The organism is Caballeronia sp. LP006 (genome assembly GCF_031450995.1).
GTDB lineage: Bacteria > Pseudomonadota > Gammaproteobacteria > Burkholderiales > Burkholderiaceae > Caballeronia.
On sequence record NZ_JARTVW010000004.1, the window covers coordinates 637,513 to 656,132 of the forward strand.

Consider the following 18,620-nt stretch of genomic DNA (forward strand, 5'->3'; position numbering starts at 1 on the left):
AATGGCAGACTGTCCCGCACTCTTCATCGGCGCGAGCGCGTCGCATCAAGGCAAGACCACGGTGACGGCCGCGCTTGCACGTCATCACACGCGGCAAGGCAGGCGCGTGCGCGTCTTCAAGACCGGGCCGGATTTTCTCGATCCGATGATTCTCGAGCGGGCATGCGGGTCGCCCGTTTATTCGCTGCATCTTTGGATGGTCGGACTGGAAGCGTGCCGCGCGATGCTTTCCGCGGCCGCCAAGGAAGCCGACCTTATTTTGATCGAAGGCGTAATGGGCCTCTTCGATGGCACGCCGAGCAGCGCCGATCTCGCCGCTGCGTTCAATGTGCCCGTGCTCGCGGTAATCGGCGCGCATGGCATGGCGCAAACCTTCGGCGCGCTTGCGTTCGGACTTGCGCGTTATCGGCCCGATGTGCCGTTTCATGGCGTGCTTGCAAATCGCGTGGCGTCTGCGCGCCATGCACAGATGCTGGCCGAAGCCATCCCCGAAGGGCTGCGCTATTGCGGTCATTTTTCGAACGCGGACGATATCGCGCTACCCGAACGTCACCTTGGCCTTACTCAAGCGCGGGAAGTGGCGGACCTGGATGCGCGTCTCGACCGCGCCGCCGATGCCATTGCCGCGACCACGCTTGCCGATTTGCCGCCGCACGTTCGCTTCGACGACGACATCACGCTAAGTGAACCGCCGCGTCTTCTCGACGGATTGCACATTGCGATCGCGCGGGACGCCGCGTTTTCATTTATTTATCCCGCAAATGTCGATTTGCTAAAGGCATCGGGCGCAAGCGTCAGCTATTTTTCCCCGCTAGCGGATGAGCCCGTACCCGCCCATGTCGATGCGCTCTACTTGCCCGGCGGCTACCCCGAGCTTCACGCCGCGACGCTTGCTTCCAATGCGTGCACGCGCGCTTCGATAAAAGAACATATCGCGCGCAATCGCGCGGTAGTCGCGGAATGCGGCGGTATGCTCTACCTGCTCGACGCACTGACGGATGTCGAAGGCAATCGTCATTCAATGCTAAGCGCCCTTTCCGGCGACGCCACCATGCAACGCCGTCTTTCGCGGCTGGCGATGCAACGAGTCGACACCGCCCACGGTCCACTCACCGGCCACACCTTTCACTATTCGACGCTCAAGACATCGATGCAGCCTTTCACGACAGCCACGCACGCAACGACCGGTGCGCAGGGCGAAGCGCTTTATCGTCATGGCGCGATAACGGCCACTTACATGCACGCTTACTGGCCATCGAATCCTGCAGCAATGGCTGCGCTCTTTCGCGGCGAAGCGCTATGACGACATCGACCGAAATCGGGCCACGCGATCTCGCCGAGATGATCGAACGCGCCAGCACGCAGGAACCAATCGGCTCGCCGTGCACCGGCGTGTGCAAGCTCGATGCATCGAGCGGCCTGTGCGCGGGATGCTTTAGAAGCCGCGAGGAAATTAAATTCTTTAGAACGATGGACGATCACGCGAAGCTCGCGTTGTTCGACCAGTTGCTTGAGCGGCGCGCGGCCTCGCAATGAACGAAGGCCCGCGCTCGTGCTCAAGCGACGCGGGCCTTTTGACATCCATCGAGCATTCGATTCAGGCAGCGGCCATGCGACGCGCTGCCGGACGCTCGAGTTCACGTGACGCAAGCGCGCCGAAGAGCAGTCCAAGCGTTGCCCAGATCAATGCCTGGATACCGACGGCAGTCAGCCTGAAATTCCACAACAACGACGCGGAAAAGTCGGCGGGTACTTCGTCGACAGAAGGCAGCGCCACTTGCGCGATAACCATCAGGACGACGTAACCAGCCGCCGCAATAAGCGCCGCGTTCCAGTTGCCGCGACGCGCCTGCAAGCGTCGCTGCGCATAGACCGCGAACACCGCGCCGACGATTGATATCGCCACCATGCCGAAGAAAAGCGCCGTACGCGGACCGATGGTTTCGGCATTGCCCACGGCGGGCGGGTTTGGGGGATATTTGATGAACGGCACGAGCGCAACGCTAACGAAACCAATGAGCGCAAGCAAAACCGACGTTCCGCGCGCATGCAACGAGCCGAGCCGCCCATAAGCCAAGGCAAAGATCAGCGAGAAAATACCGCCTAAAGCCGTGCCGAACACCACCACGCCCGTTAGTAAGCCCAAACCCGCTTGCGTGTCCCGGCTAACGAGTTCTTCATCATCACCGTGACTATGCGATTGCGCTGCCGCCGCTTCATCGTGATGATCGTGTGCGGGCGCTTGTGCATGCTCGTGCTGTTCCTCGAACGCGATAGCCCGAGCAACTGAAGGTTCGCCGAAGCCGCGCGCAAAGCCAAAGCCGATCAGGCCCGCGACGAGTCCCGCGACCATGCCGCGTATAAGCAAGTTGCGAATCATGCTCCGTCCTCAGTGGCACGGAAAGCCGAGCAAGTGTCGGCCATCGTGAACGAATTCGTGGACGTACATGCCCGAGATAATGGACGTTGCACCTTGCTCGGCGCCGACGAAATAAATCGCGATCAGCAGAACGAGGCCGATAAAAACGGCCCAAGGAAGGACCTCACGCACCGGAATGGGGACCGGCGCATCGTTAGCGGGCGTTGCAATACCAGCGGAAAAAGCCGGCGCGTTGGACATATTCATTGAAATTTCTCCAGGGAAAAGCGCGTCCCGATAGACGAAGAGCATGCAGCGGGGTCTGACTCGCGGCATCGCGCTCTTAGCGCGAACCGCATACAGTGGCGCGACCGTGCCGGGCTTCCACCGGCTTCCTCGCACTGCAAGCTTGCCATTCTATGATGATTGTCGGCAAAGTAAAACGACCATGAGCTAAAGCCTATGCAATCGACATTGATTTTGCTGTGCCACGCCGCCACGCATGCCATGAAAAGCGGGCGTTTTCCGCAAGGCGACGAGCCTGTCGAACAGGCTGAATGCACGCTCGATGTCCCGGGCGAGCCAAGCCGCGTCACATCCAGCCCGGCCCGCGCTGCTTGCGAAACAGCGGCTTGGATCACGACAGATTTTTCGATCGATGCCGCATTCGACGACATCGACTATGGAGAATGGCGCGGTCGTTCCATTCGCGAGATTAGTGAGCGCGAGCCTCAAGACGTTGCGGCGTGGCTTTCCGATCCCCATGCAAGGCCGCATGGCGGCGAGAGCGTGGCAATGCTGTCAAAGCGCGTTGAGAAAGCGCTTGAGGGGCTTGCTTCGAATACGGAGCACGAATGCTGCATAGTCGTAACGCACGCCATCGTCATGAAGGCGGCGCTCTGTATCGTGCGCGACGAACCGTTGTCGTCGATACTCAAGATGGATCTCGCGCCGCTATCGTCCGTCTTGCTCAAGTCCGCGGAAGGCAAATGGACAAACGTGCCCTCCTGAACTTAGATGGCCGCCCGGTGCTCAAAGCAAGCAGCGACTGGTTCGCTCAAAGGAGACAGCAATGGCGCACTATGTGGATGGTTTCGTCGTACCAGTGCCGATCGACAAGGTCGACGCGTATCGCAGCATGGCCGATGCAGCGGGCAAAATATGGCTGGAGTATGGCGCGCTGCAGTTTGTCGAATGTATTGCCGACGATGTTAAGCCAGGCGAGCTCACCTCGTTCCCTCGAAGCGTACAGCTCAAGGAAGGCGAAACGGTGGTCTTCTCGTGGATCGTCTATGAATCGCGCGAACAACGTGACGCCGTCAACGCCAAAGTAATGGAAGACTCGCGCCTTAAGAGCATGATGGAAAACGGCGAACCGCCGTTCGATCCCAAACGCATGTTCTTCGGCGGCTTCAGGACGCTGGTCGAACTGTCAAAGGCCTGATTATTTTTCGAATGCCTAAAACCAAGGAGCCATATCGACATGTACATTGCCATGAACCGCTTCAAGATCGTTCCAGGCGCGGAAGCCGATTTCGAACATCTCTGGACAAGCCGCGACACGCACCTCAAGGAAGTGCCGGGCTTCGTGGAGTTCCATCTGCTAAAGGGACCGACGCGGGATGACCATGTGCTCTATTCGAGTCACACGATCTGGACAAACCATGCTGCGTTCGAACAGTGGACCCAGTCTGACGCATTTCGCGCCGCGCATCGCAATGCGGGCGGAGAAACCAGGCAGCTTTACTTGGGCCACCCGGAATTCGAAGGCTTCGAAGTGATTCAGACGGTTAAATAAGAGCCGCCTGTCTTACAAGACCGTGAACGAATTGCGTCGCTCGCTAAGGCCCTTCTCAAGCCTTAGCGCCACGCGCCATTCGCTGCAATGTCGATGAATCGATGGCTCCGGCACAAATGCGCACGGCCTCCTTAAGCGTACGTGGACGTCCCTCGCCAAACTGCGATTCAAGCATGGCGACGGCGCGTAAGCGTTCGTCATTGCCCAGCTTCTCGCCAGTCGCAAGCTCCAGCACGGAGATAAAGTAAGCAGCCGGCGGCGCCGCGTTAGGCTGTGCGGACGCACCGCCTGATCCATCATTCCCGTCGTTGCGCGCGGGAAAACCGGGCGTCCATCTGGTGTCGTATCGGCTATTCATGGGTCTGTTCATTTGGGTGCCAAGGCGCTTGCGCCAGCTTTCGATTGAACAGACATTCAGCAAGGACCGTTCCAAGCCAGCTCGCGCCTTAATTAGCGCTGTTATTTTTGTCTAACAATAAAGCTCTAGCAACTCGACATGCAGCGAGATCCCATGCCGCGCATCCGACGGACTTAAATACGATCGGGCGTTCGTTTTGCACCCTCGCCGTGATTGCTTGTGCAAGTGGATTGACGTTTTCCCATTTCACACCAGCAAGGATGAAATCCCCCGCTTCATGGCGCGCCCCCGCCGGGTCATCGACATACAAAGCGCTTGAATCGATAGTGCCCGACGCTATTTCTGCCGCATCAGGCGTAAAGGCGCCAACACCGATAACCAACCGATCTGCTCGCGCCGGCAGCGTATAGACAGGCTGCTTGCTGGTAGTCGCGGTGATGACGACATCGACAGCTTCGGGAATGTTTGAGCTTTCAAGCGCCGCGAGCTTTGGCAAAGCCGCTGCGTAGGCCTTGCAAAAGGCATTCGCACGCTCGGCTCGCGACCCCTGGACGATGATCGATGCATCGGGATAAACGCTTGCGATCGCCTCCGCATGGTAGGCCGCCTGCTTGCCCGTACCGATCACCAGCACTTGTTTCGGCGGCTGCGCGCTTAGAGCGCGAATAGCGAGCATCGATACCGCCGCCGTTCTGCGCCCCGTTACAGTAGGGCCGTCGAGCATGAATCGCGGCACGCCGGTGACGGCATCGAATGCGGTGACCTGTCCGTGAATCGTGGGCAAACCAAGCGCACCGTTACCCGCGCACACGTTGACGAGCTTGTGCATGGCCAAGTCCGCCGCGCTTGCAGGCATCGACAACATGATCCCACCTTGTGCAAGCGGCACCACCATGCGCTCCGGACTGACGATACGGCCCGCCGCGTAATCGAGCATGGTGGCGGCGAGCGTGTCGACCAGGCGGTCATAAGGAACGAGCTGCGCGGTGCGTTCGGCGTCGAAAATTGGAATCGCGCTTGAGGTTTGATTCATCGTGTCTTTGGCCTCGGAAGGGAAAGTTGCCATCGCAATGCCACTGAAATATCGCAACATTCTAACGGCGCAAGCGACCTCGACCATTTGCCGTCGGTGCACTAAAACGCGCAAAGCGTTGCGTACGCCGTCATATGATTGCCTTCGAATACAGTCATAATCAAGCAATCTGCGCCGCAAAAATTGCAGCGGCAAGCCGCCCACGGAGCCCCCAATGAACGAGATGGACAAGCAGCGCCGCTTCCATGCCGACCTGATCGACAGCTACGACGAAGAGTTCGAAATGGAGATCGACGACCGCTTCCTGGATGGCGAGGCAGCGTTCTCCGACGAGGAACGGCAGCTTCGTAAGACCTATTTCCGCGAGCTATTTCGCTTGCAGGGCGAACTGGTGAAGTTGCAGGATTGGGTCGTGCATACGGGCCATAGACTCGTGGTGATTTTTGAAGGCCGCGATGCGGCCGGTAAAGGCGGTGCGATCAAGCGCATCACGCAGCGGCTGAACCCACGCGTGTGCCGCGTCGCTGCTCTGCCTGCGCCGAATAATCGTGAACGCACGCAATGGTATTTCCAGCGCTACGTATCGCATCTTCCGGCAGGCGGCGAAATCGTTCTGTTCGATCGAAGCTGGTATAACCGCGCGGGAGTAGAACGCGTGATGAACTTCTGTACCGACGCCGAATACGAAGAGTTTTTCCGTTCCGTGCCCGAGTTCGAAAAGATGCTCGTGCGTAGCGGCGTTCAGATCATCAAGTACTGGTTTTCTATTACCGATGACGAACAGGAAGTGCGCTTCGAGGCGCGTATTGAAGATCCGCTAAAGCAGTGGAAGCTGAGTCCGATGGACCTCGAAAGCCGACGCCGCTGGGAAGCCTATACAGCCGCTAAGGAAGTCATGCTGCAGCGTTCGCACATTCCCGAAGCGCCGTGGTGGGTGGTTCAGGCCGTCGACAAGAAGCGTGCGCGGCTGAACTGCATGCATCATCTGTTGAGTCAGGTGCCGTATCACGAGATCGAGCACTCTGCGATCACGCTGCCCGAGCGCGTATTCAATCCGGATTATTTGCGGCAGCCCGTGCCGGAGACCATGTACGTCCCGGAGATTTACTAAAGCGCTTTAGCAGCAGTGACTGCACCCGATGTGTTCCTGACGGTGCAGCGTGCGGCGAATGGCAAACTGATACGCTTGCTGCGAACCCTTGAACACCATCACGAACATGACTTGCGCGAGGTTGAAGTCAAGGGTGACCATCAGGCGCATGAGTAGCAGCAGTGGCAGCACCACGGCTGGTTGATACAGTTGTCGGGCAATTAATGCTTTCATCTTTAGCTCCCATTTCCATATAAGAATTTTAGGGATTTGCAGGCCCGGGATAAATGGCCCGCGGATGAAGACATATGTTCCCCGATACGAACAATAAGGCCCTGCATGCTGCAGGGCCTTGAAGGCACATTACTTCTGCGCGAGACTCGGCTCAGGTACCGGCGCGGGCATCGCATCGCCCCAGCCGCCGCCTAGCGCACGTATCAAGTTGACTGTGGATACCGCCTGCGTTCCCGCAAGCTGCACCGAAGTACGCTGCGATTGCAGCACAGTGCGCTCCGCATCGATCACATCGAGATAATTGACCGCACCTTCCGTGTACTGCGTTCGCGAGAGTTGTGCCGCGCGCACCGAAGCCTTGACCGCATCCGATTGCGTAGCCGTCTGATCTTCGAGAATGCGCAAGTCGGACAAATTGTCTTCTACCTCACGAAATGCAACGAGCACTTGTTGCCGATAATTCGCGGCGTCCTCTTCATAGATTGCACGTGCATCCGCGAGATTGCCCTTGCGACGGCCGCCATCGAAGATTGGAATATTCAGCGCCGTTCCCGCGAAAGGACCCAGCAGGAATGTTCTGCTCGACCATTTGAAGAGATCGCCAAGCGTTGCCGACTCGAAGCCGCCTGCGCCCGTCAACGTGAGCGAAGGGAAGAACGCAGCCTTCGCTACGCCTATGCGAGCATTTGCTGCGGCCATCGAACGTTCAGCAGCAGCAATGTCAGGACGACGTTCGAGCAAGGTTGAAGGCAAGCCCGGTGGCACGCGAACCGTCACTGGCTTGAGCGGATTCGCCGCCACGCTGAATTCAGCCGGCGTCTTGCCCAGCAGCACCGCAAGACTATGCTCGGACGATGCGCGCAGACGTTGCACGGTCATCGCATCCGAGCGCGCGGTCGCGAGCTCGGACTTGGCGCGCGCCACATCGAGCTCACTGATGTCGCCTTCATCGAAACGGCGCTGCACGAGTTTCAACGCTTGCTCACGCAACGTCACCGTGCGCGTGAAGACATCGTTCTCCGCATCGAGCTCGCGCAGATTGAAGTAGTTCTGCGCGACGTCCGCTTGCAAGGCCAACTGCACCGAGCGGAACAGCGCTTCGCCTTGTTGCGTGTCGGCGTTGGCGGCTTTGACGGAATCCGAAACGCGGCCGAACAGATCGACTTCATACGATGCGCTCGCCTGGGCACGCCACAACGTTTGTGCAGGCACGTTGGCATCGGCCGGCAGGAACTGCGATGCCGGCGAGAACTTCTCACGCGTCGGACCGAAGCCTGCATCGAGCGTCGGGAACAGACCCGCACGCGCAGTCTGGTTGATTGCGCGCGCTTCCTTCACGCGTGCCGCTGCTGCCTTGAGGTTCTGGTTCGCTTCCTGCGCCTGACGTTCGAGGTCGTTGAGCGCGGGATCATCGAACAAGGTCCACCACTCGCCGCGCATCATTTCTTCGGAGGGTTGAGCCGTTTTCCAGGTGCCCGTTTCCGAAGGAGCAAGCGCGCTCGTATCGCTGGTTCGTTGCGGCGTTTCCTTGTAAGCGGAAGGCGCATGCACATCCGGCTTTTCGTAAGTGGGCGCGAGCGAGCAGCCCGCGACCACCAGCAGCGCCGCCATCAAACCCGGAAGGCCCAGCCATCGTTTCATATGCAACTTGTTCATGTTTGACCTCATTGCGCCTCGTAAGAGCCGCCGATACCCCGCATCTGCGGATGCGAGCCGTGCTTGTCCGTCACATGCTCCGTGCGCGAGAGCTTGCGCAGGATCACGTAGAAGACCGGCGTCAGCATCAGACCGAAGAGCGTGACACCCAGCATGCCGAAGAACACCGCAACGCCCATTGCATGACGCATCTCCGAACCCGCACCCGAAGACAGTACGAGCGGCACCACGCCCATGATGAAGGCGATAGATGTCATGAGAATCGGGCGCAAGCGCAAGCGGCTTGCTTCGATCGCGGCCTGCACGATCGAGCGTCCCTGCATCTCCAGTTCGCGGGCGAACTCCACGATGAGAATCGCGTTCTTCGCCGACAAGCCCACCAGCACCATTAGACCAATCTGCGTGAAGATGTTGTTGTCGCCATCCGTAAGCCAAACACCGAGCAGCGCCGACAGAATGCTCATCGGTACGATCAGGATCACCGCGAGCGGCAGGGTCAGGCTTTCATACAACGCTGCAAGCACGAGGAACACGAGCAGCACGCTGATCGGGAACACCCACAAAGCCGCATTGCCCGCGAGAATCTGCTGATACGTGAGATCGGTCCATTCGAACTTGATCCCGCGCGGCAACACTTCCGCGGCGATTCGCTCCGCCGCTGCCTGCGCCTGACCCGATGAATAGCCAGGAGCCGGACCGCCGTTGATGTCAGCTGCCGTGTAGCCGTTGTAGCGCACCACCATTTCCGGACCATAGGTCGGCGTCACCCTGACGAGCGACGAGAGCGGCACCATGTCGCCATTCGCGTTGCGGGTCTTCAGCAAGCCGATATCTTCAGGGTTCGCGCGGAACGGGGCATCGGCCTGCACGCGCACTTGATACACGCGTCCGAAGCGGTTGAAGTCGTTCACGTAGAGCGAGCCGAGATACACCTGCATCGTGTCGAAAACATCTGTCACGGATACGCCAAGCTGCTTGGCCTTGACGCGATCCAGATCGACGTTCAGCTGCGGCACGTTGATCTGATAGCTCGAGAACGTCGGTCCGAGTTCAGGCGTCTGCGAGGCACGCTTGATGAACGCCTGCGTCGCATCCGCAAGCGCTGCGTAACCGAGCGCACCACGGTCCTCCAGTTGCATCTTGAAACCACCGAGTGTACCCAGCCCGAGAACCGGCGGAGGCGGGAACACGGCGATGAACGACCCCTTGATACCCGCATACTTCTGATTCAGCGCACCCGCAATCGCATTGGCGGAAAGTGCCTTGTCATGCACGCGGTTCTTGAAGGGCTTCAACGTCACGAACACGATCCCCGCGCTCGATGAGTTCGTAAAGCCGTTCACCGACAAGCCCGGAAATTCCACCGCGCTTTCCACGCCCGGTTGCTTGAGCGCGATGTCGCTCATCTGCCGGATCACGCCTTCGGTACGGTCGAGCGATGCGCCATTGGGCAATTGCGCGAAGCTGATCAGATATTCCTTGTCCTGCGCGGGCACGAAACCGCCCGGCACAATCTTGCCCATCAGAACCGCACCTGCAAGCAGCACGGCATACAGCACCATCATCACGGCCTTGCGGTTGATGACGCTCTTCACGCCCTTGCCGTAGGCATCCGAACCGCGATGAAAGACCTTGTTGAACTGACGGAAGAAGCCGCCGAACACGCGGTCCATGCCACGCGTGAGCCAGTCCTTCGGTTCATCGTGACCCTTGAGCAACATCGCAGCCAGCGCGGGCGACAAGGTCAACGAGTTGAATGCGGAGATCACCGTTGAGATAGCGATGGTCATCGCGAACTGCTTGTAGAACTGACCCGTGAGGCCAGACATGAACGCGAGCGGCACGAACACGGCCACGAGCGTCAAGGCAATTGCGATGATCGGCCCGCTCACTTCGCGCATGGCCTGGTACGTCGCCTCTCGGGCAGATAACCCCGCTTCGATATTACGTTCGACGTTCTCCACGACGACGATTGCATCGTCCACCACGATGCCAATCGCGAGGACCATCCCGAACAATGACAACGCGTTGATCGAGAAGCCGAACGCAAGCAACAGCGAGAACGTGCCGACAATCGACACCGGCACCGCCAGCAACGGAATGATCGAAGCACGCCAGGTTTGCAGGAACACGATCACCACGAGCACGACCAAGGCGATGGCTTCAGCGAGCGTATGAATTACCGCTTCGATACTGGAGCGCACGAACTGCGTCGGATCATAGACGATCTGATACTCGAGACCCGCAGGCATATCCGCCTGCAGTTCCTTCATCGTCTTGCGCACTTCATCGGAGATTTGCAGCGAGTTTGCACCCGGCTGCTGATTGATTGCGATTGCAACCGCCGACTTGTTGTCGAGCAAGGAACGCAAGCCATACTCCGATGCTGCGAGTTCGACGCGCGCCACATCGCTCAGATGCGTGACCGCACCATCGGGCGATGTCTTCAGCACGATGTCGCGGAACTCGGACTCGTTCTGCAAGCGGCCGCGTGCATTCACGTTCAGTTGCAGGGGCGTATTCGGCAGCGTGGGCGAACCACCGATCACGCCTGCCGCCACCTGCACGTTCTGTTCACGAATGGCGTTGACCACGTCGGTCGCCGTCATGCCGCGTTGCGCGACCTTTTGCGGATCGAGCCATACGCGCATCGAATAATCGCCCGAACCCCACAGTTGCACTTCACCCACACCCGAGATGCGTTCGAGCCGATCCTTCACGTTGATCAGCGCATAGTTGCGCAGATACGTCATGTCGTAACGGTTGTTCGGCGAGTTCAGGTGAACCACCATAGTCAGCGTCGGCGAGGACTTGATGGTGGTCACGCCAAGCCGCTGCACGTCTTGCGGCAAGCGCGGCAAAGCCTGATTCACGCGGTTCTGAACGAGCTGCGTGTTCTTGTCCGGATCGGTGCCGAGCTTGAACGTGACCGTGGTCGTGAGGTTGCCGTCGCTATTCGCCTGCGACTGCATGTAGAGCATGTCCTCGACGCCGTTGATCTGCTCTTCGATCGGCGAGGCCACGGTCTCCGCGATCACCTTCGGATTCGCGCCCGGATACTGCGCGTGAACCACGACCGAAGGCGGTACGACTTCCGGGTACTCGGAGATCGGCAGCTTGAACATGGCGATGACGCCAGCCAGCAACACGATCACCGACAGCACGCCCGCAAAGATCGGACGGTCGATGAAAAATTTGGATATGTTCATGACGAGTTCTGTCTGTTCGAGATGCTTACGAAGCCGATGCCGTTTTCACGGGCGTCGCATTGGCGTTGCTGTCCATTGCGACGTTATTGGCCTTGATCACATCGTTGGGACGCACGCGCTGCAAGCCATTGACGACGATGCGTTCGCCCGGCTGCAATCCCTTCGTAATCACGCGCAGGCCTTCATGCGTGGCGCCTAACGTGACTTCGCGGTACTGCACGCGGTTGTCCTTGTCCACCACCATGACGTACTTCTTGTCCTGATCGGTGCCGACAGCCGCGTCATCCACGAGCACGGCCGGATGCGGCGTGCCACCGCCGACCTTGATGCGTGCATAGAGTCCCGGCAAGAGCGAGCCATCCGGATTGTTGAAGCGCGCCCGCACGCGGATCGTGCCCGAGGTCGTATCGAGGCGGTTATCGACGGAATCGACCAAGCCTTCGCGCGAGTAACCGTCTTCGTTTGCAAGACCCAGCGAAACAGGCACGCTGCTGCCCGTATCGCGGCCGAGATAGCGCAAGTACGTCTGTTCGTCGACATCGAACGAGGCATAGATCGGCGAGACCGAGACCAACGTGGTCAAAAGCGGCGCATTCGCACCCGTCGAGACGATGTTGCCCACCGTGAGCTCTGCACGCGATACGCGCCCCGATACGGGCGCCACGATATGCGTGTAGGCAAGGTTGATCTTCGCCGTTTCGAGCGCAGCCTGCGCGGCCTTCAGATTGGCGACGGCCTCGCGCGCGGCGTTCTGTTTCTCGTCGTAATCGCGCTTGGCGATGGCGTTATCGGTAAGCAAGCGCTCTGCACGCGCAGCGTCGGTGGACGTATAGCCGTTACGCGCTTGCGCCGATGCAACTTGCGCCGCGGCGCGTGCGACTTCCGCTTCGTACGGACGCGGGTCGATGGTAAAGAGCGCGTCACCCTTCTTCACGAGCGCGCCGTCCTTGAAGTGCACCGCGACGATTGTGCCGGGCACGAGCGGGCGAATGTCGACATGGTCCACCGCTTCGAGACGGCCCGAATAGCTCTGCCAGTCCGTGATGGTCTTCGAGACCACCGCGGCCACGTCCACTTCGGTGGCGGTCGGGCTATGCGCGGCGGCTTGCGCCTGGTTGATGGCGTCGCCGTGACCGCGCCAGGCGGTATAGCCGCCCGCGCCAGCAATGACGATCACCGCGCCTAGCGCCGCGTAAATACGTTTGCGAGTGAAGAACATGGTGAAGCTCCGGTTGCGTTGAGATTGTTTTTTTATGGTGCGTGGCGCGCTTATTTGGGGCGCGCGAGGCGTTTCTTGAAGAACGCGACGACATCGGCAAGCGCGTCGGGATGCGCGGCCAGCGCTTGATGCGAGGCCTTGCAATGACGCGTCATTTCGGTCGGCACGCCTGCGTTGATCAATTCCGCTGCGTATTTTTCCGCCTCGATATGCAGGAGGTCATGCTCCGCGCTCGCGATCAGCGCCGGCGGCAAGCCATTGAGTCGCCGCGATTCGAGCGGCGCCGCATAGGGATGCAAACGTTGCGAAGGCACGGGCAGATACGCGCGATAGCAACGCGCGCAATCGCTCATTTCCAGATCGGGGCACAGCACTTTGCGTTCATCGGCGAGGCGCGTCATGCTCGGATCGAGCAATGGCGCAAGCAGCACTTGAGCGGACAGGCGCAAATCGCCGCGATCGCGCGCTATGGCTGCAACGCACGTCGCGAGGTTGCCGCCTGCGTCATGCCCCGCCACGCCGATGCGCAAAGGGTCTGCGCGTTGCGCACGAGCATGCGCAACCGCCCACTGTGCCGCGCGATATCCGTCTTCAGGCGCGGCGGGAAATGGAAATTCAGGCGCAAGCGAATAGCCGACCGAGATGACCCAAGCGGGCGTATCTCGTGCAATGACGCTTGCAGCCACATCGGCTTCGTCCAGACTTCCACGCACGAAACCGCCGCCGTGGAAATAAAGAACGATAGGCAACACGTTGCCATCCGACGCGGGGCGGTAACTGCGCAGCGTGATCGGCTGTACGTGTCCGGCGATACGCACATCTTCGATGCACAATCTCGGACGCGCCTCCAGATCCAACAATGTTGCCATGGTTATTTTTCGTGCGCGGCCTGAAAAATAAGGCCGTCACGCATAAGTTGCGATGCTGCGAATTCTGGATGCCACGCCTTTTTTAATAAATGCCTATAATCCGGCAACACAATTCGGACGCACCGAACAATCATCGTTAATACGCACATGACTGTTCTTAGCCAGGCGCTTAATTCCGTGCGCCGCTATGCTGGTGCCCTAAGCATCGAAGGTGAGGAAACATGGATCGGCTACAAGCAATGCAGGTCTTCACACGGGTTGTCGACACCAACAGTTTTTCGCGCGCAGCGGATACGCTCAATTTGCCGCGCGCGTCGGTCACGACGATCATTCAAAACCTGGAAGCGTTTCTCAACGTGCGACTGCTTCAGCGCACGACACGCAGGCTCAATCTGACGCCTGATGGCGCGGCCTACTACGAGCGCTGCGTGCGCATCCTTGCCGACATCGAGGAAGCCGAGGGCACATTCTCGAACAACGGCAAGGGTCCGCACGGCAAATTGCGGGTAGACATGCCGGGGGCCATCGGCAGGCTCATCGTGATGCCGCAGCTTTGCGACTTTCATACACGCTATCCGGAAATCGAACTCATGCTCGGCTTCGGCGACAAGCCAGTCGACCTCATCCAGGAAGGCGTCGACTGCGTGATTCGCGTCGGAACGCTGCAGGATTCGAGTCTGGTCGCGCGACGCATTGGCGTGTTTCAGGGCGTGACGGTCGCAAGTCCCCAATATCTCGAACGTCATGGCAAGCCGCAAACGCTTGAAGACCTTCAGGACCATGTGGCCGTGAATTATTTTTCGAGCCGCACGGGGCGTGTGATGGATATGGACTTCGTCGTCAACGACGAATCCATCGAAGTGAAGATGCGCGGCATGATCGCGGTGAACGACGCCGAGGCCTATCTCAGTTGCGGTCTCAAGGGCGTGGGTCTGATTCAAGCGCCGCGCTTCATGGCGTTGCCGTACTTGCGTTCAGGCGAGCTCGTCGAAGTGCTGCCGCAATGGAGCCCTTTGCCGATGCCTATTTCCGCCGTCTATCCGCACAATCGCCATCTTTCGCCAAAGGTGCGCGTGTTCGTGGACTGGGTCGCGGAGCTGTTCGAGCGTTGCCCGTTGCTGCAAGGTCAGAAGGACGCGGAAGAGCGTTGCCTGCCCACCAGCACTGCCGCGCCCACGGTCGTGCGTCACGGTACACCGGAAGTTTCGGGTACTGAGGATGTCGTTGTTTAGCTAACTATTGGCTAGCTATTTCGCTGGCAAAGCAAAGGCGTGTCTCAGGCGACACGCCTTTTTTTCGTCCCTATCGATGCGATAGGGAAAAATGCCGGCACATGCAAGCGTCGCCAAATGTCCGGTGGCTAAGGCTCTTAGCGATTATTCGCCGAAATCGACAAATCTATTCGCGCATCCGGCATTTATCTGCCCCTAGCGTGGCGACTACATTTCGACCTGTCGCGAAGCGCATGCAATCCTCTTCTTAGCCGATTGCATCCGCGTCGCATCCGAAGCACAGGAAACGGATCGAAAGGAGTTGCACGCATGAAAAGCTATCTCATCACGGGTTTCTCACTCGCGGCTATCTCAGCCGTGGTTTCGAGCACGGCATTTGCCGACGGCGGTGAAGGCATTGGTCGCGCGGGAACGTATCAGACGCAAACGACTACGAGTGAAACGCCCAAGACGCGTGCGCAAGTGCGGGCTGAACTTGCCGCTGCCTATTCGAACGGTTCGTTGCCCGCGTTGAATCGCAATACGTATCCTGATCGCAGCATGTGGGGCGATGCGGTCGCTGCTCAAAGCGAAGCGCATGCTCGCGATGCCGCTCAAGCGGAAGCGCGCAATCGCCATATCGTGGAATATGCGAACGGTTCGGTCACGCGCTAAAGAATTGCAGAGGTCATCATGTTCGAAAATACTTCGCTTGAACAATATTCGGTTCTTGAAGAACTAGCCTCGGTGACGCCGGTGTGGCGCCCGTTTGTCGAATCTCGCTCGCAAGAGACCGAGCAGGACACGAGCGAGCACGGCGAGTAGCAAATCAATCAAACGCGTGTGCCTGCCGGGCACACGCGTTTGAGCTTCAGCCGCAAGCGCCTATTTCACCGCAAGCAGTGCAGAAGTCGCAACCGTCTTTGCGGATCACCGCATTCGCGCCACATGTCGGGCATTTGCGCCCATGCATCTGCGTGAGTGTATGCGGGTCGTTCGACAAGGCATCGTCGGACGAAAATTCCGTCACGTCCGCGTGTGCCACGGTCTCGTCTTCAGTCACTAGAGCGCGTGTATGGGTCACGTCGATATGCTTGCGGGCAAGTACGCGTGACGGCACCTGACTGCCTTCGGCATCGAGAAAACCGCGTCGATGAAGAATTTGCTGAATCGCAAAGGCAAGCGCGGCGACTTCCGAGTCATGCCAGCGTGGACTGCGGTGTCCATCTAAACGCTCGACATCGCCGAGACGTACCTGACCGCGATCCCACGATACCTTGCGCATGTCCTGCAGCGTACGCGCGGCAAAGCCTCCACGCGCCGCAAGCGACAATGAACGCATGGTCGCCGTGATCCATTGCTGCGATTCGTCGCTCTGCCCCGTCGGGATAAAGAATTCGATGGGTCGCTCGATGGTCACGTCATCGCCTGCAATACGCCCTGTCACTTCGATGAACGACACCGCAAGATAGAGCGACTTCTTTCCCGCCTGCGTCAGATACTCGACCTTCTCGATAATCGCGGGCAGCTCTCCACGCGGACGATGATCGATCGCAATACGCAAAGGATCGAGATCCAGTTCGGGATCGGGCGAGTCGCTCGGTGTCTTCTCTTCCTGTGGCGTGACTGACAACACCGCGCCCAAGGTGTCGTTAGGCCGATAGGTCGCGAGTCCCTTCAAGCCGCGTCGCCATGCTTCGAAGTAAAGGTCCTGAAACGCGTCGAACGGATAATCCGCAGGTACGTTGACGGTCTTCGATATCGATGTGTCGACGAAAGGCTGCACGGCCGTCATCATTTCCAGATGATCTTGCGCGGACATATCGAGCGCACTCACGAAGTAATCGGGTAGCGCCTTGACGTCTCCGCCCATCTCGCGATAAAGCCTGTACGCGTGGTCTTCGACAGCGAAGGTCTGGCTGGAGCCATCGGCCATGCGCTTGGTGCGCTGATAGGTCCACGAGAACGCGGGCTCGATACCATTCGATGCATTGTCCGCAAACGCGAGACTCACGGTGCCCGTGGGCGCGATGGAAAGCAGATGGCTATTGCGGATGCCATGCGCGCGAATCTCGCTCTTGAGATCATCAGGCAAGCGCGATGCGAAGGTGCCCTCTTCCAGATAACGTCCTGCATCGAAGAGCGGAAATGCGCCGCGTTCGCGTGCAAGCTCGACCGACGCGCGATACGCTTCATCGCGCATGGTGCGTGCGACGCGCATGGCAAATTCGCGTCCTTCGTTCGAGTTATAACGAAGACCAAGCATTACTAGCGTGTCGCCTAGCCCCGTGAAGCCAACGCCGATACGTCGCTTGGCAGCCGCTTCACGTGCTTGTTCTTCGAGCGGCCATAACGTGACATCGAGAACGTCATCGAGAAAGCGCACTTGCGTGCGCGTGGTACGCGTGAGACCGTCCCAATCGAAACCAGGAACGCCGCCGCGCGCTTGCGCAAAAGGGTCGCGCACGAAGCGAGTCAGATTGAGCGGGCCCAGGTTGCAGCAACCGTATGCGGGCAAGGGTTGTTCACCGCAAGGGTTCGTCGCGCGAATCGTTTCGACGGCGCGCAGATTGTTGTCGTCATTCATGCGCGACATGAAAACGACGCCTGGCTCGGCGACATCGTAGGTCGATCGCATGATCGTGTTCCATACGTCACGCGCACGCACTTCCCGATACACCCACAAGCCGTCGTCACGCTTCCGGATGTCCGCCGATGCCCGCTGCGCAGGCGAAGGCTCGGCCTTATGCACGAGTTGCCAGACGGCGTCGTCGGCAACGGCCTGCATGAATTCGTCCGTTACCGCGACGGACACGTTGAAGTTGTTCCAGCGTCCCTTCGTGTGTTTAGCCGCGATGAATTCGAGCAAATCGGGGTGCGTGCAGTCGAGTATGCCCATCTGTGCGCCACGGCGTGATCCTGCGCTCTCCACCGTGCGGCACGATGCATCGAACACATCCATATAACTGCATGGTCCGGATGCAGCTGAACCCGTGGAATGCACGCGCGCACCGCGAGGACGAATGGCGGAAAAGTTATAGCCCACACCTCCGCCGCGCCGCATCGTTTCGGCCGCTTGCAGCAGCGCAACGTAAATGCCGGGCAAACCGTTATCGTCGACGCCTTGAATGGCATCGCCCACGGGCTGAACGAAGCAGTTGATGAGCGTGGCATCGATACCCGCGCCCGCCGCGCTCATGATGCGCCCGGCGCCCAATGCACCGCGCCGGAAGTTATCGACGAACTCCGCTTCGATCTTCGCGCGTAACGCTTTGGGCTCGGCCATTGCGACACCACGCGCCACGCGCAGATAAATATCTTCGACGCGCGTCTCGTCGCCCTTGGCATATTTTTCAAGCATTACGTCGATGGAAAATTGCTGCGGAGCGACGCCTGTGCTGGGATTGTCTTCTGCCATATTTTGATCCTGTTGACTGCTTTGTCCGCTAATGCTTGGCGGGGCCATGACGCGAACCGTGGGGCGCCGCCAAACGCAATGCACGACGATAGCGCGAATTCTCCCTGGCTGCTAATGAACCGTTAAACTTCCTCGATCGATCCAGCACTTTTCCTTGAGACGATCT

General features: G+C 59.1%; 19 protein-coding genes and 1 riboswitch. Of the genes, 9 read left to right on the top strand and 10 right to left on the bottom strand.

Annotated features, from left to right (window positions below):
- Position 1 precedes the first annotated feature (1 nt).
- Complete coding sequence (locus P9250_RS13050; RefSeq protein ID WP_310393411.1) at positions 2-1,303, top strand: cobyrinate a,c-diamide synthase; 1,302 nt, start codon at positions 2-4, stop codon at positions 1,301-1,303.
- Complete coding sequence (locus P9250_RS13055; RefSeq protein ID WP_250510121.1) at positions 1,300-1,536, top strand: DUF1289 domain-containing protein; 237 nt, start codon at positions 1,300-1,302, stop codon at positions 1,534-1,536. Before P9250_RS13050 ends, P9250_RS13055 begins: the two co-directional genes overlap by 4 nt.
- Before the next feature lie 61 nt (positions 1,537-1,597).
- On the opposite strand, the gene P9250_RS13060 is transcribed toward P9250_RS13055, so the two are convergent.
- Together P9250_RS13060 and P9250_RS13065 are read right to left on the bottom strand one after the other, a co-directional pair.
- Positions 1,598-2,380, bottom strand: coding sequence for a CbtA family protein (locus tag P9250_RS13060; RefSeq protein WP_250493490.1), 783 nt, complete (start codon positions 2,378-2,380; stop codon positions 1,598-1,600).
- 9 nt (positions 2,381-2,389) lie between these two features.
- A complete protein-coding gene (locus P9250_RS13065; protein ID WP_250493651.1) occupies positions 2,390-2,620 on the bottom strand; it encodes a CbtB-domain containing protein in 231 nt (76 codons plus the stop codon).
- Between the two features lie 35 nt (positions 2,621-2,655).
- A riboswitch (cobalamin riboswitch) is annotated at positions 2,656-2,780 on the bottom strand.
- A gap of 41 nt (positions 2,781-2,821) precedes the next feature.
- Here P9250_RS13065 and P9250_RS13070 point away from each other — a divergent pair.
- From P9250_RS13070 to P9250_RS13080, 3 genes are all read left to right on the top strand, one after another.
- Positions 2,822-3,370, top strand: coding sequence for a histidine phosphatase family protein (locus tag P9250_RS13070; protein ID WP_310393414.1), 549 nt, complete (start codon positions 2,822-2,824; stop codon positions 3,368-3,370).
- Positions 3,371-3,431: 61 nt separating this feature from the next.
- The gene (locus tag P9250_RS13075) at positions 3,432-3,803 is read left to right on the top strand and encodes a DUF1428 domain-containing protein (RefSeq protein WP_250467237.1); all 372 of its coding nucleotides are present in this window, start codon (positions 3,432-3,434) and stop codon (positions 3,801-3,803) included.
- A 39-nt stretch (positions 3,804-3,842) separates the two neighbouring features.
- Positions 3,843-4,157, top strand: coding sequence for an antibiotic biosynthesis monooxygenase (locus P9250_RS13080; RefSeq protein ID WP_250467245.1), 315 nt, complete (start codon positions 3,843-3,845; stop codon positions 4,155-4,157).
- 55 nt (positions 4,158-4,212) lie between these two features.
- On the opposite strand, the gene P9250_RS13085 is transcribed toward P9250_RS13080, so the two are convergent.
- Together P9250_RS13085 and lhpI are read right to left on the bottom strand one after the other, a co-directional pair.
- Complete coding sequence (locus P9250_RS13085) at positions 4,213-4,578, bottom strand: hypothetical protein (protein WP_309848943.1); 366 nt, start codon at positions 4,576-4,578, stop codon at positions 4,213-4,215.
- A 25-nt stretch (positions 4,579-4,603) separates the two neighbouring features.
- The gene (gene lhpI, locus P9250_RS13090) at positions 4,604-5,548 is read right to left on the bottom strand and encodes a bifunctional Delta(1)-pyrroline-2-carboxylate/Delta(1)-piperideine-2-carboxylate reductase (protein WP_310394149.1); all 945 of its coding nucleotides are present in this window, start codon (positions 5,546-5,548) and stop codon (positions 4,604-4,606) included.
- Positions 5,549-5,762: 214 nt separating this feature from the next.
- Between lhpI and ppk2 the strand changes: the two genes are divergently transcribed.
- A complete protein-coding gene (ppk2, locus tag P9250_RS13095; protein ID WP_244829486.1) occupies positions 5,763-6,659 on the top strand; it encodes a polyphosphate kinase 2 in 897 nt (298 codons plus the stop codon).
- Positions 6,660-6,665: 6 nt separating this feature from the next.
- Here ppk2 and P9250_RS13100 read toward each other — a convergent pair whose 3' ends face one another.
- The 5 genes from P9250_RS13100 to P9250_RS13120 all read right to left on the bottom strand — a co-directional run bounded on the left by P9250_RS13100 (position 6,666) and on the right by P9250_RS13120 (position 13,825).
- A complete protein-coding gene (locus P9250_RS13100) occupies positions 6,666-6,872 on the bottom strand; it encodes a hypothetical protein (protein ID WP_244829485.1) in 207 nt (68 codons plus the stop codon).
- Between the two features lie 129 nt (positions 6,873-7,001).
- Complete coding sequence (locus P9250_RS13105) at positions 7,002-8,528, bottom strand: efflux transporter outer membrane subunit (protein ID WP_310393418.1); 1,527 nt, start codon at positions 8,526-8,528, stop codon at positions 7,002-7,004.
- A gap of 8 nt (positions 8,529-8,536) precedes the next feature.
- Positions 8,537-11,737: an efflux RND transporter permease subunit gene (locus P9250_RS13110; RefSeq protein ID WP_250467249.1), complete on the bottom strand. Its 3,201-nt coding sequence runs from the start codon at positions 11,735-11,737 to the stop codon at positions 8,537-8,539.
- Between the two features lie 25 nt (positions 11,738-11,762).
- Positions 11,763-12,956 (bottom strand): efflux RND transporter periplasmic adaptor subunit, encoded by a 1,194-nt coding sequence (locus P9250_RS13115; protein WP_310393420.1) that lies wholly within the window; start codon positions 12,954-12,956, stop codon positions 11,763-11,765.
- 50 nt (positions 12,957-13,006) lie between these two features.
- Positions 13,007-13,825, bottom strand: a complete 819-nt coding sequence (locus P9250_RS13120; RefSeq protein ID WP_250510130.1) for an alpha/beta hydrolase — start codon at positions 13,823-13,825, stop codon at positions 13,007-13,009.
- A 221-nt stretch (positions 13,826-14,046) separates the two neighbouring features.
- Between P9250_RS13120 and P9250_RS13125 the strand changes: the two genes are divergently transcribed.
- The 3 genes from P9250_RS13125 to P9250_RS13135 all read left to right on the top strand — a co-directional run bounded on the left by P9250_RS13125 (position 14,047) and on the right by P9250_RS13135 (position 15,861).
- Positions 14,047-15,057 (top strand): LysR family transcriptional regulator, encoded by a 1,011-nt coding sequence (locus tag P9250_RS13125; RefSeq protein ID WP_244829480.1) that lies wholly within the window; start codon positions 14,047-14,049, stop codon positions 15,055-15,057.
- A gap of 309 nt (positions 15,058-15,366) precedes the next feature.
- Positions 15,367-15,711, top strand: coding sequence for a DUF4148 domain-containing protein (locus tag P9250_RS13130; protein WP_244829479.1), 345 nt, complete (start codon positions 15,367-15,369; stop codon positions 15,709-15,711).
- 18 nt (positions 15,712-15,729) lie between these two features.
- Complete coding sequence (locus P9250_RS13135) at positions 15,730-15,861, top strand: hypothetical protein (RefSeq protein ID WP_309848935.1); 132 nt, start codon at positions 15,730-15,732, stop codon at positions 15,859-15,861.
- Positions 15,862-15,907: 46 nt separating this feature from the next.
- On the opposite strand, the gene P9250_RS13140 is transcribed toward P9250_RS13135, so the two are convergent.
- Entirely contained in the window at positions 15,908-18,454 is a 2,547-nt protein-coding gene (locus tag P9250_RS13140; RefSeq protein WP_310393423.1) for an adenosylcobalamin-dependent ribonucleoside-diphosphate reductase, read from the bottom strand.
- Between the last annotated feature and the right edge of the window lie 166 nt (positions 18,455-18,620).